Here is a 12,582-nt window from a genome sequence, read left to right as displayed (position 1 = left end):
CTCCCATGACCCACGCTGCAAACGGCAACGAGATCGCCATCATCGGGATATCAGGCCGCTTTCCCGGCGCCGAGAGCCTCGAGGAGCTCTGGCAGAACCTGTGCGACGGCGTCGAGTCCATCGTCACGTTCACGGACGAGGAGCTCGCCGCGCGCGGCGTGCCCGAGCACCAGCGCCGCGATCCGCGCTTCGTCAAGGCCGCGGCGTCGCTGCGCGACCCGGCGCTGTTCGACGCCGGCTTCTTCGGCTACACGCCGCGCGAGGCGGAGCTCATCGACCCGCAGCAGCGCGTCTTCCTGGAGTGCGCCTGGGAGGCGCTCGAGGACGCCGGCCACGCCCCCGCCGAGCAGGACCTCCTCGTGGGCGTCTTCGGCGGCGCGGCGCTCAGCTCGTACCTCGTCTTCAACATCCTCTCCAACCCCGCGCTGCTCGCCACGCTCGATCCGCTGCAGGTCAACCTCGGCAACGCCAACTCCTTCTTGACCACGCGCGCCTCGTACAAGCTCGATCTCAAGGGCCCGAGCTTCCTCGTGGAGAGCGCCTGCTCGACGTCGCTCGTGGCCGTCCACGTCGCCTGCCAGAGCCTGCTCAACCACGAGTGCGACCTGGCGCTCGCGGGCGGCGTCTCCATCAACCTCGGCGTGCAGCACGGCTACCGCTACATCGAGGGGAGCATCCTCTCCCCCGACGGCCGGTGCCGCCCGTTTGACGCGAACGCCGGCGGCATCGTCTTCGGCAGCGGCGCCGGCGTCGTGGCGCTGCGGCGGCTCGAGGACGCGATCGCCGACGGCGACCCCATCTACGCGGTCATCCGCGGCTCCGCGGTGAACAACGACGGGGCGCTCCGCGCGGGGTACACGGCGCCCGGCGTCGACGGGCAGGCGCAGGTGATCACCGAGGCGCTGGCCAACGCCGACATCCCCGCCGAGACCATCGGTTACATCGAGACGCACGGCACGGGCACGGCGCTCGGGGATCCGATCGAGATCCAGGCGCTCACCCGCGCGTACCGCGAGCAGACGCAGGCGAAGCGCTTCTGCGCCATCGGCTCGCTCAAGGCGAACATCGGCCACCTGGACGCGGCCTCGGGCGTCGCGGGCCTCATCAAGACGACCCTCGCGCTGCACCGCGGCCTCCTCCCCCCCAGCATCAACTGCGAGACCCCGAACCCCGCCATCGCGTGGGAGTCCTCGCCGTTCCGCGTCTGCACGTCGCTCACGCCGTGGGAGCCCGCCGCAGCGCCGCGGCGCGCGGGCGTGAGCTCGTTTGGCATGGGCGGCACGAACGCGCACGTGATCCTGGAGGAGCCGCCGCCGCGCCGGTCGGAGCCGCCCGCGCGGGACCGGCAGGTCCTCGCGCTGTCCGCGAAGAGCCCGGCCGCGCTCGACGCCATGACGGCGCGCCTCGCGCGCCACCTCCGGAAGCACCCCGACACGAGCGTCGCCGACCTGGCCTACACGCTGCAGATCGGCCGGCAGCGCTTCCCTCACCGGCGCGCGCTCGTGTGCGACGGCAAGGACGCGGCGAGCGCGGCGGCGGCGCTCGAGGACGCGGCCAGCCGGGCCTTCACCGGCCACGAGCAGCGCACCGGCCGCCCCGTCGTGTTCATGTTCCCCGGCCAGGGCGCGCAGCACGTGCAGATGGCGGCGCGGCTGTACGCCCACGAGCCCGTGTTCCGCCGGTACGTCGACGAGGGCGCGGCCATCCTCCAGCCGCTGATGAAGCAGGACCCGCGGGCGCTGCTCTACCCCGGGGCGGCGCCGACCGAGGCGGCGCGCGCGGCCGTCGATCGCACCGAGCTCGCGCAGCCGCTCCTGTTCTTGATCGAGCACGCGCTCGCCCAGACGTGGATGTCCTGGGGCGTCGTGCCCACGGCGATGATCGGCCACAGCGTGGGCGAGTACGTCGCCGCGTGCCTGGCCGGGGTGCTGTCGCTGGGCGAGGCGCTCGCCCTGGTCGTCGCGCGCGGCCGGCTGATGCAGTCGCTGCCCCCGGGCGCGATGCTGTCGGTGAACCTGCCCGAGGCCGAGCTGTCGCGCCTCATCGAGCACCCGCTCGGCATCGCGGCGGTGAACGCGCCGTCGCTCTGCGTGGCCTCGGGCCCGCTGGACGCCATCGCCGACCTGGAGCGCCGCCTCGGCGCGATGGGCGTCGGCGCGCGCCGCCTCCGGACCTCGCACGCCTACCACTCCCCGCTGCTGGAGCCCATCGTCGGGCCGTTCGCCGAGCAGGTGAAGCGCATCCGCCTGAGCGCGCCGCGGATGCCCTGGGTCTCCAACGTCACCGGCACGTGGATCACCGCGCAGGAGGCGCAGGATCCAGGGTACTGGGTGCGCCACCTGTGCAAGACGGTCCGCTTCGCCGCCGGGCTCGAGGTGCTCGCCGAGCGGCCGGAGCGGCTGCTGCTCGAGGTGGGGCCGGGCCGGTCGCTGACGACGATGGCGCGCCAGCACCCGGCCTTCGCCGGCGAGGGCGGCGCGCTGCACTCGCTCCCGCACCCGACGGACGCGACGCCGGACGACGTCCACCTGCTCGAGACGCTGGGCCGCGCGTGGATCGCCGGCGTCGACGTCGACTGGCGGGCCCTCCACGCGGGAGCGCGCCGGCTGCGGGTGCCGCTGCCGACGTACCCCTTCGAGCGCCGGCGCTACTGGATCGAGCCCGGGGCGCTCGCGCAGGGCGGGCTCATCCCGGCCGCGCCCGCCGACGCCGCGGCGGAGCCGCTCGCCGACGCGGCCGCGCCCGCGTCGGCCGTCCGGTCGCACCCCCGCCCGCGGCTCCGCACGGCGCTCGTCCCGCCGCGCACCGACCACGAGCACGCCATCGCGCGCATCTGGCAGGAGGTCCTCGGCATCGACGAGGTCGGCGTGAACGACAACTTCTTCGAGCTGGGGGGCCACTCGCTGCTGGCCACGGCGGTGATCGGCCGGCTGCGCGAGAGCTTCCACCTCGAGGTCCCGCTGCAGATCCTCTTCGAGGCGCAGACGGTGGCGAGCATGGCCGAGGTGGTCGGCGCTCTCCAGGCGAACGCGGGCGGCGACGATCCGCAGCTCAGGGCGCTCCTGGAGAAGCTGAGCGAGCTCGCCGAGGGAGATCCAACGGACGTATGACGCGGCAGCAGGGTGGAGCTTTCGCTCGGACGTCAGCGCAACGGACGGCCATCCAGAGGGAATCGCATGGATAACGCAAACGGGTTACTCAGGGTGCTCCTCGTCGCGATGGAGTACACGCCCAAGGTGAGCGGCGGCGTCGGGACGTATGTCTTCGAGCTCGCCAACGGCCTGGCGCGCGCCGGCTGCGCCGTGACGGTGCTCGCCTACACCCCGGGCGAGGCCGCCGTGCTGCACCAGCCGAACCTGGAGGTGCACCTCATCGCGCCCCGCAAGGAGACGTTCAACAGCGCCTCCGGGGCCTCGCTGGTCCAGGGCATCCTGACGTTCAACGACGATCTTGTCCGGTACGCAAAGCAGCACCTCGGCGCGTGGCGCCCGGACATCGTCCACTTCCACCAGTGGCACACCCGCGACGCCGGCCGCCGCATCGCCGAGGAGCTCGGCGTCCCGGTCGTCGGGACGAGCCATCACCTCTCCGAGCCGACGGAGCGCTGGTGGGGGCAGGCGCCCGATCCGGAGATCGTGGAGCAGGAGAAGCGCTTCTACGACGGCAGCACCCACGTCATCACGGTGAGCGAGTCGATGCGATCGCTCATCTGCGAGACGTACGGCCTGCCGGCGCACAAGATCGACATGATCCACTGCGCGCTGAACCTGGACCCCTTCTTCACCCCCGCTTACCCCGAGTCGACCTTCGCGGAGCTGCGCCGCACCGTGGCCGAGCCCGACGAGGCGGTCGTGCTCTACACGGGCCGGATCCACCCGCAAAAGGGAATCCCGGCGATCTTCGCCGCGGCCGAGCGCGTGCTCGCCGAGCGCTCGCGCGTCGTCTACCTGCTGGCGGGCGGCACGGACTCGCGCGAGTCGACCCGGATGATCCAGGAGCTCTCGGCGCGCTATGCGTCGCTGGGATCGCGCATCAAGGTGCTCGGCAAGCTGCCGCGCAAGCAGCTCCGGTTCCTGCATCGGATCGCCGACATGGCGCTCGTGCCCTCGCTCTACGAGCCGTTCGGCTTCACGGCCATCGAGGCGATGGCGTCGGGGGTGCCCGTGATCGCGGCAAGGTCCGGCGGGCTCGCGGAGATCGTGCAGGACGGCGAGTCCGGGTTGCTCGTCCCCGTGCGGCAGACGGCGTCCGACGTGCGGGAGGTCGACGTGGAGCGCCTCGCTGCCGCGCAGCTCACGCTGCTCGCGGATCCGGCGCTCGCGCGCCGGCTCGGCCGGGAGGGGCAGCGGCGCGTGGCCGAGCTGTTCCAGCTGCCGCGGATGATCCAGGGCAACCTCCAGGTCTTCTGGCAGCTCCTCGGCCGGGGCGCCGCGCCGCTCTCGAGAGGGCGCGCGGCGACGGCCTGATATCGTCTGGAGCGGCGCGGCCGAGGCCGCCTCCAACCAGCGCGTGAGATCACGATTGAAAGGACATGTTCGATGAAATTTCTTCTGTTCCTCAACGAGAAGCCGAACCGCCCGCAGATGGACTGGGCGGCGCTCAACCGGTCGATCCGTGAGCACGTCTCGCGAATGCTCGAGGACGGGACGCTCGACTGCGCGCACTACGTGCTGCCCAACCGGGGCGTCTGCATCATGAACGCGAGCTCGCACGAGGCGCTGCTGGCCCAGATCCGCTCCTGGCCCGCGTACTCCCATCACGACTTCGAGATCTACCCGCTCTGCAACATCTTCCAGGCCATCGACGACAACTTCGGTCGTGTCGCGCCGGCCGCGGGCAATGCGGCGGGGCCGCAGGGCGGGACGACGTAGCGCCGTCGCCTCGACGCGGGCGCCGCGTCGTCTCCCGGGAAAGCTCGGCCTTCCTGCGAGCCCGCCGGCGCTACCTGGCGCGGCACCCGCAACCGGAGCCGGCGGCGGGCGCCTGCGGGGCCGGCCGCCGCTGGCAGGTCGTGACGAGGGTGGCCAGGACGGCCATGAGGATCGCGACGCGCCATCGCATGCGCGACATCCTCGTCCCGGCGCCTGGCGACGTCAATTCCCCGCCTCGGCCGCCGCTCCGTCGGCGCGGCGGCCTCAGCCGAGCGGCACCTCGAGCGACACCTCGTCGAGCCCGACGCCGAGGAACCGGCGCGGGCGCACCGCGACGGCGACGTGCGCCCCGCCCTCGGCGCGGCTCGCCTTGACCGCGAGCTCGATCGTGGCCGGCGGCGCGTTCTCGAACAGCGCCCACAGCGCGCCCTCGACCACGGGCTGGACCTCCGCCGGATCGCTGTCCGGGGGCAGCTTCGCGCAGAGCGCGCGCAGGAACTGGACGACGCGCGCGACGAAGAGCTGATCGACCAGCGAGACCCGGTCGAGGCGCGCGTCCGGCTCGGCGGTGGGGCTGTCGTACGTGAGCTTCTCCGGCGGGACGTAGGCCGTCGGCGCATGGAGCACGTACACAGCGTCGCTGTTCGGGGCCGACGCGAGCAGGAGCACGCCGCTCTTCGCGAGATCGCGCTGGGTGTCCGTCGACACGAACGCCTCGGTCGGGATCGCGACGCCCTCGTCGCCCTCGTAGGCGCCCTTCACCTCGTGCACCGGCAGATCCCCGAGCACGCCGCCGCCCTTCGCGCCCGCGATGCGGCAGGGCCACGCCGTCTCGCGGAAGCTCGCCGCGATCAGCGCGCCGACGAGGTACGCCGGCGAGATCCAGACGCGGCCGCCCTCGTCGGCCGGCTGCTCGACGATCGCCGCCTCCCGGATGCGCGAGGTCGACCTGTCGTACGGCATCCGGCCGAGCACGCGGTTCATGGCGATCGCGACCCAGCGCACGGAGTGCCGCGCCGCGGCGGCGCGCCACGGCGCCCGGTGCGGCGCCCGGAACAGCGCCGCCTTGTTGTCGAGGCGCTCGACGCCGCCGAGGTCGTCCACGCCGAGCAGCCCCGCGGCGCCGTTCACGACGGCGGGGATCGCGTGCGCCTCGGCGACGCGGGCGATCTCCTCGAGCCGCGCGAGCGAGGCGGCGGTGCCGTCGATCGCGACGTCCACGATCGCGACCGACGCCGGCGGCTCGGTGCTCGCCGTCTGCGCGATCACCCGGGCGAGCGCGCCCGCCGCCTCGTCCGGCCGCGCGCTGACGACCTCGATCCGGACGCCCTCCGCGGCCTTCACGCGGTCGACGAGCAGGCCCAGCCCCCGCCACGCCTCCTCGAGGCGCCGCACCTCCGGGTGCTGCAGGATCGCGCCGATCTGCGCGCCGATCGCGCGCTCGATCTGCGCGATCGCCTCGGCGGGGCGGGCGGGCTGCCCCGCGCGCGGGCGCGCGCTCGCGGCCACGGTCGCGATGAGCTCCGAGAACCGCCCCCCGCCCGCCGGCTTCGGACCGGCGTCGCCCGGCGTGGCCGTCGGCGGCGCCGGCGCCGCGGCGGCCTCCCCGCCGCCCCCGCCGAGGTCGACCATCGAGAGCAGCGCGTCGATGTCGGCGCCGCCCGTCGGCGCGGCCGGCGCGGCGGCCGCGGCGGGCCGCTCTGCCGCGGCCGCCGCCGGCCGGGCGGGCGAGGCGCCCTCGCGCTCCGGGACGAGCCCGAGGATGTCGCGCACGAGCGGGGAGCCGCCCCAGAGCCGATCGAGCTCGCCGCGCGCCTTGTCGAGCGTCGTCGAGCCGTCGCGCAGCCCCTCGAGGACCCGCCGGCCGTCGAGCAGCGAGCGCAGGAGCGGCACCTCGGCGCAGAGCGCGTCGGGCCGGAAGCTCTTCAGGCTGGTGGGCGACAGGTCGACGCGCGCCGGCCGGCCCCCCGCGAGCACGCTCGGCACCTCGATCGCGATCCGCGGCCGGAGCATCGCGAAGAGGTTATCGAACCGGCTCGCGTCGACCCGGCTCGCGCCCGCGGGCGGGCTCGCCCCTGCGTTGTGCGGATCGCGGGGGACGAGATCGGCGACGACGAGCACGCGCAGCGGGAGCAGCGGCCCCCGCGCCGCGGCGCCCCCGTCCTCGCCCACGTGGAACCTGAACTCCTCGCCCAGAACGCCCTTGATCGCATCCGCCATGGGCCCTGCAGCATAGGCGTCACCTCTCGGCGCGAGAAGCGCTAAGCTCCGCGCGCATGAAGACGGAAGGCGGTTCGCCCTTGAACTTGAACCCTGAACCCCACGCCGCCAGCGATCGCCGGCGCCTGCGCGGAGGCGCCCCGATCCAGATCGGGCTCCTCGGCTGCGGCACGGTCGGCGGCGGCGTCCTCCGCCTGCTCGCCGAGAACTCCGGCTACCTCGCGGAGCGCGCCGGCGTGCCCCTCGTGGTCAAGCGCGTGGTCGTGCGCGACCTCGAGAAGGAGCGCGTCTCGGCCCTGGATCGCGGCCTGCTCACCACGAGCGCGGAGGAGGTGGTCGACGACCCCACGATCGACCTGGTCGTCGAGGTGATGGGCGGCGAGACGCCCGCCCGCGCCCTGATCGAGCGCGCCATCGACCGCGGCAAGGGCGTCGTGACCGCGAACAAGCTGCTGCTCGCGGCCCACGGCCCCGCGCTCCTCGCGCGGGCCGCGGCGCGCCAGGTCGACCTCGCGTTCGAGGGGGCGGTCGGCGGCGGCATCCCGATCATCCGCACGCTCCGGGACGCCTTCGCGAGCGACTGGGTCGAGCGGGTCACCGCGATCGTGAACGGCACCTGCAACTACATCCTCACGCGCATGCGCGACACGGGCGCGTCGTTCGACGCTGCGCTGCGCGAGGCGCAGGACCTCGGCTACGCCGAGAAGCCCGACCCGTCGCTCGACGTCGACGGCCACGACGCGGCGCACAAGCTGATCGTGCTCGCGATGCTCGCCTTCGGGGCGCAGGTCGACAGCAACGACGTCCACACCTCCGGCATCCGCACGATCGAGGAGGCCGACCACCGCTACGCCGATCGCTTCGGCTACACGATCAAGCACCTCGCGATCGGCCGCGATCTCGGCGACTCCATCGAGCTGCGCGTGCACCCCACGCTGATCCCGAAGCAGAGCGTGCTCGCCAACGTCTCCGGCGTGCTCAACGCCGTGCTCCTCGAGGGGCGCGCCGTCGGGCCGTCGCTCGTCTACGGCCGCGGCGCCGGCGACCTGCCGACGGCGGTCAGCGTCGTCTCCGACGTCCTCGACGTCGCCCGCTCGATCGCCTCGGGCGTCGCGGGCATGCAGGGCCGCGGCATGTCGATCAAGCCCCGCCGGGTCCGCCCGATGAGCGAGATCGTCTCGCGGTACTACCTGCGCTTCGCGGTCGAGGACCGCCCGGGCGTCATGGGCCGCCTCGCCGGCGCGCTCGGCGACGCGGGCGTCAGCATCGAGCAGATCGTTCAGCAGGGGCCGACCAAGGCCAGCCAGGGCGCGGGCGGCGCGGGCGCGCGCGAGCCCGGGGTGGACGTTGTGCTCATCACGCACGACGCGCAGGAGGGGCTCGTGCGGAGCGCGCTCGACGCGATCGCGCGCGAGGAGTTCCTGCGCGAGCCGCCGCACCTGTTCCGCATCGAGGAGCCGTGACGTCGCACGGCGACGCGCCGCTCGGGGTGTTCGACTCGGGCCTCGGCGGCCTCACGGTCGTGCGCGCGCTGCGCAGGCGCTGCCCGGCGGAGGACATCGTCTACCTGGGCGACACGGCGCGCGTCCCGTACGGCACCCGGTCCCCCGAGACGGTGGTCCGCTACGCGCTCGGCTGCGCGCGCGTGCTGATCGAGCGCGGGGTCAAGGCGATCGTGGTCGCGTGCAACACGGTCAGCGCTGTCGCGATCGACATGCTCCGGGTCGAGCTCGACCTGCCCGTCCTCGGGGTCATCCTGCCCGGCGCGCGCGCCGCCGTCGCCGCGTCGCGCGGCGCGACGATCGGCGTGCTCGGCACGGCGGGGACGATCGCGTCGGGCGCGTACCCCCGCGCCGTGGCGTCGCTCAGCACGCGCACCGAGGTCGCCGGCCAGGCGGCCCCGCTGCTCGTCTCGCTGGCGGAGGAGGGCTGGGTCGAGGGCGAGGTCCCGCGCCTCGTCGCGCGGCGCTACCTGGAGCCGCTCATCGCCGCGGGCGCCCGCTCGATCGTGCTCGGCTGCACGCATTTCCCGCTCCTGCGCGCCGCGATCGAGGCCGAGACGGCGGCGCTCGCCGGCGGCCCCCTCCCGATCGTGGACAGCGCGTCGGCGACCGCGGAGGAGGTGGCGTCGTTCCTCGCCGAGCGCGGGCTCGCGACGTCCCGGAGCGCGCCGGGCAGCCTGGCGCTGCTCGTCACCGATCTGCCGAAGAGCTTCGCCTCGGTGGCGGCCCGGTTCCTGGGGGAGCCGGTCGTCGGAGGCGAGGGCGCCAGCCGCCCGCCGATCCGCCCCGAGACGGACGGCGCCGGCCGATCCCCGGCGCAGGGCGTCGACGTCGAGCAGATCGACCTGTAATAGGGCAGCAGGATTGGCCCGGAGACCCGGGCGCAGAGGAGGTTTTCCACACGATGACGCAGCTCAGATGGCTTTCGGCCGGCGAGTCGCACGGGCCGGAGCTCGTGGCGACCGTCGAGGGTATTCCGGCGGGTCTGCCGCTCCTCGCCGAGGACATCGACGAGGATCTGGCGCGGCGCCAGCGCGGCTACGGGCGCGGCGGGCGGATGAAGATCGAGACCGATCGCGTCCGCCTCGTCGCCGGCGTTCGCGGCGGCGAGACGCTCGGCGGCCCCATCGCCATGGTGATCGAGAACCGCGATCACGCGAGCTGGGCCGGGCGCATGGGCCCGGAGCCGTTCCCCGAGCCGCCCGAGGCGCTCACCCGCCCGCGCCCCGGCCACGCGGACCTCGCCGGCGGCCTCAAGTACGCCCGGCGGGACCTGCGCGACGTGCTCGAGCGGGCGAGCGCGCGCGAGACCGCCGCGCGCGTCGCGGTGGGCGGCGTCTGCCGCAAGCTCCTCCGGTCGGTCGGCGTCGAGGTCTTCGCCCACGTGCTCTCGATCGGCCCTGTGCAGTCGAAGATCTCCGCGGCCTCGGGCGGCGGCGACCTCCCGCTCACCGAGCTCCGCGAGCGCGCCCGCGCCTCCGACCTCGCGTGCGTCGACGCCGAGGTCGCGCAGGCGATGCGCGACGCCATCCGCGAGGCCGCGCACCGGGGCGACACGCTCGGCGGCGTCTTCGAGGTGATCGCCACCGGCCTGCCGCCCGGGCTCGGGAGCCACGTGCAGTGGGACCGCAAGCTCGACGGCCGGCTCGCGCAGGCGCTGATGAGCATCCAGGCGATCAAGGGCGTCGAGATCGGCATCGGCTTCGAGGCCGCGCGCATCTCGGGCTCCGAGGTGCACGACCCGATCGGCTACGACCAGGACGCGCACGCGTTCACCCGCCCCTCGAACCGCGCCGGCGGCCTCGAGGGCGGCATCACGAACGGCATGCCGCTCATCTGCCGGGCCGCCATGAAGCCGATCGCCACGCTGAAGCGCGCGCTCCCCTCGGTCGACGTGCGCACCAAGGAGCAGTTCGACGCCGCCTTCGAGCGGAGCGACGTCTGCGCCGTCGCGGCCGCCTCGGTCGTCGGCGAGGCGATGGTGGCGATCACGCTCGCCGCCGCGCTGCTCGAGAAGTTCGGCAGCGACAGCCTCACCGAGCTCTCGCGCAACGTCGACAGCTACCTCCAGCAGGTCCGCTCTTACTGAACGCCATGGATTTCCTCCCCGACGCACCTCCGCTCCTTCTCACCGGCTTCATGGGGGCCGGCAAGACCACCGTGGGCCGCATCGCCGCCGCGCGCGCGGGCCTCGCGTTCATCGATCTCGACGACGCCATCACGGCCGAGGCCGGCGAGACGGTCCCGTCGCTCTTCGCCTCGCGCGGCGAGGCCGGCTTCCGCGCCCTGGAGGCGGCCACCTTGCGCCGGCTGCTCGCGACGCGCGGCCCGCGCGTCATCGCGCTCGGCGGCGGCGCCCTCGTCGACCCCGCGCTCCGCGCCGAGGCGCTCGAGCGCGGCTGCGTCGTCGCGCTCAGCGCGAGCCCCCGCACCATCGCCGCGCGCACGCCGAGCGGCGCGCGCCCGCTGCTCGACGGCGCGCCGGACCGGGAGGCGCGCATCCGCGAGCTCCTGGCCGCGCGCGCGGCCGTGTACGCCGAGGCCCACGCGCGCGTCGTGACGGACGACGTCGCGCCCGAGGCGGTCGCCGCGCGGGTCCTCCGCGCCTACGCGGATCGCCCCCTCTTCGTGCCGCTCGGCGACAAGAGCTACGCGGTGCGCATCGCCTCCGACGCGGCGGCGTCCGCGGCCGACGCCGTCGCCGCGCTCGCGCCGTCATCGGTCTTCGTGGTCACGGACGAGAACGTGAGCCGCCTCTGGGGCGCGCCGATGCTCGAGGCGCTCGCGGCGCTTGGAAAGCCGGCCGCGGCGGTCACGGTGCTCCGGCCCGGCGAGGAGCACAAGAAGCTCTCGGCCGTCGAGGCGGCGCTCACGGCGATGATCGAGGCGGGCGCCGATCGCGACGCGGTGGTGCTGGCGCACGGCGGGGGCGTCGTGACCGACATCGGCGGCTTCGCCGCGTCGACGCTGCTGCGCGGCGTCCGCTGGGTCGGGGCGCCGACGACGCTCCTCTCGATGGTCGACGCCTCGGTCGGCGGCAAGACCGGGGTCGACCTCGGCCCAGCGAAGAACGCCGTCGGCACCTTCCACCAGCCGTCCGCGGTCATCGCGAGCCCCGCGGCGCTCGCGACCGAGACCGACCGCGCCTACCGGAGCGGGCTCGCCGAGGTCGTGAAGACGGCCTGCATCGGCGACCCGGAGCTGCACGCGCTGCTCGAGCGCGAGGCCGACCGGGTCCTCGCGCGCGACCCCGGCCTGCTCGCCGAGATCATCCGGCGCTCGATCGCCGTGAAGGCGGCCATCGTCGCCCGCGACGAGCGCGAGTCGGGCGACCGCGCCCTTCTGAACTTCGGCCACACGCTCGGGCACGCGCTCGAGGCGGAGGGCGGGTTCGTCCGGCTGGCGCACGGCGAGGCGGTGTCGCTCGGCATGGTGGCGATGCTCCGGGTCGGCTGCTCGCTGGGCGTGACCGACCGCGCGTCCGCCGATCGGGTGATCCGCCTGCTCGCCCGGCTCGGGCTGCCCACGCGGATCGAGGACGAGCCGGTCTCGGCCGCGCTGCGCTTCCTGTCGCTCGACAAGAAGCGCCGCGGCTCGACGGTCCGCACGGTGCTGATGCGCGACATCGGCAGCACGTTCGTGGAGCCCATGCAGATCGACCGCCTCGCGTCGCTGCTCGAGCGCGCGGCGGCCAGCGCCGCCTGAGCCGTCCGGCTCGGTCCGTCTCCGAACAGGTGATTGCGCTCACGCCCGGGCGCGCCGCGGCCCGCCCGCCGGCGCGCGCTCGGAACGCCTCCCGCCGCGGCCGGGCCGGTCCTGCCTCGCTCTCCCCGCGCGTCCCCGCGAGCCCCTGCGGATGGGGCGAGGAGATGTCGAATGGCGCCGGCGTGGCCGGCGCTCATGGGATCGCGGCGCGCTGGAGACAGCCCTGTCCTCCACGCAGGCGCCGCGCTCCACGCGCTGGTCGCCGCTGCTCTCCCGTGGAAGCG

At 74.5% G+C, this 12,582-nt stretch carries 8 protein-coding genes; 7 read left to right on the top strand and 1 reads right to left on the bottom strand.

Annotated elements, in window-relative coordinates:
- Window positions 1-5: 5 nt before the first annotated feature.
- The 3 genes from WMF24_RS25450 to WMF24_RS25440 all read left to right on the top strand — a co-directional run bounded on the left by WMF24_RS25450 (window position 6) and on the right by WMF24_RS25440 (window position 4,871).
- The gene (locus WMF24_RS25450; protein WP_437729974.1) at window positions 6-3,110 is read left to right on the top strand and encodes a type I polyketide synthase; all 3,105 of its coding nucleotides are present in this window, start codon (window positions 6-8) and stop codon (window positions 3,108-3,110) included.
- A gap of 66 nt (window positions 3,111-3,176) precedes the next feature.
- Window positions 3,177-4,466, top strand: coding sequence for a glycosyltransferase family 4 protein (locus WMF24_RS25445; RefSeq protein ID WP_437729973.1), 1,290 nt, complete (start codon window positions 3,177-3,179; stop codon window positions 4,464-4,466).
- A gap of 72 nt (window positions 4,467-4,538) precedes the next feature.
- Entirely contained in the window at window positions 4,539-4,871 is a 333-nt protein-coding gene (locus tag WMF24_RS25440) for a hypothetical protein (RefSeq protein ID WP_437729972.1), read from the top strand.
- 264 nt (window positions 4,872-5,135) lie between these two features.
- Here WMF24_RS25440 and WMF24_RS25435 read toward each other — a convergent pair whose 3' ends face one another.
- Window positions 5,136-7,091 (bottom strand): type VI secretion system contractile sheath domain-containing protein, encoded by a 1,956-nt coding sequence (locus WMF24_RS25435; RefSeq protein WP_437729971.1) that lies wholly within the window; start codon window positions 7,089-7,091, stop codon window positions 5,136-5,138.
- 86 nt (window positions 7,092-7,177) lie between these two features.
- Between WMF24_RS25435 and WMF24_RS25430 the strand changes: the two genes are divergently transcribed.
- Genes WMF24_RS25430 through aroB form a run of 4 tightly spaced genes read left to right on the top strand, consistent with a single transcriptional unit; the run spans window position 7,178 to window position 12,298 of the window.
- Entirely contained in the window at window positions 7,178-8,554 is a 1,377-nt protein-coding gene (locus tag WMF24_RS25430) for a homoserine dehydrogenase (RefSeq protein ID WP_437729970.1), read from the top strand.
- Window positions 8,551-9,444 (top strand): glutamate racemase, encoded by an 894-nt coding sequence (murI, locus tag WMF24_RS25425; RefSeq protein ID WP_437729969.1) that lies wholly within the window; start codon window positions 8,551-8,553, stop codon window positions 9,442-9,444. Before WMF24_RS25430 ends, murI begins: the two co-directional genes overlap by 4 nt.
- 53 nt (window positions 9,445-9,497) lie before the next feature.
- Window positions 9,498-10,682 carry a chorismate synthase gene (aroC, locus tag WMF24_RS25420; RefSeq protein WP_437729968.1) on the top strand — a complete coding sequence of 395 codons (1,185 nt, stop codon included), beginning with the start codon at window positions 9,498-9,500 and terminating at the stop codon, window positions 10,680-10,682.
- A 5-nt stretch (window positions 10,683-10,687) separates the two neighbouring features.
- Complete coding sequence (aroB, locus tag WMF24_RS25415) at window positions 10,688-12,298, top strand: 3-dehydroquinate synthase (protein ID WP_437729967.1); 1,611 nt, start codon at window positions 10,688-10,690, stop codon at window positions 12,296-12,298.
- Window positions 12,299-12,582: the final 284 nt, after the last annotated feature.

Source organism: Sorangium sp. So ce1335 (assembly GCF_051521615.1).
GTDB lineage: Bacteria > Myxococcota_A > Polyangia > Polyangiales > Polyangiaceae > Sorangium.
This window is presented reverse-complemented; position numbering and strand designations above follow the sequence as displayed.

Excerpts from the sequence above, each read along its gene's own strand:
- WMF24_RS25445 (WP_437729973.1), top strand. The coding sequence starts at position 3,177 with ATGGATAACGCAAACGGGTTACTCAGGGTGCTCCTCGTCGCGATGGAG.
- WMF24_RS25435 (WP_437729971.1), bottom strand. The coding sequence starts at position 7,091 with ATGGCGGATGCGATCAAGGGCGTTCTGGGCGAGGAGTTCAGGTTCCAC.
- WMF24_RS25450 (WP_437729974.1), top strand. The coding sequence starts at position 6 with ATGACCCACGCTGCAAACGGCAACGAGATCGCCATCATCGGGATATCA.
- aroC (WP_437729968.1), top strand. The coding sequence starts at position 9,498 with ATGACGCAGCTCAGATGGCTTTCGGCCGGCGAGTCGCACGGGCCGGAG.
- WMF24_RS25440 (WP_437729972.1), top strand. The coding sequence starts at position 4,539 with ATGAAATTTCTTCTGTTCCTCAACGAGAAGCCGAACCGCCCGCAGATG.
- aroB (WP_437729967.1), top strand. The coding sequence starts at position 10,688 with ATGGATTTCCTCCCCGACGCACCTCCGCTCCTTCTCACCGGCTTCATG.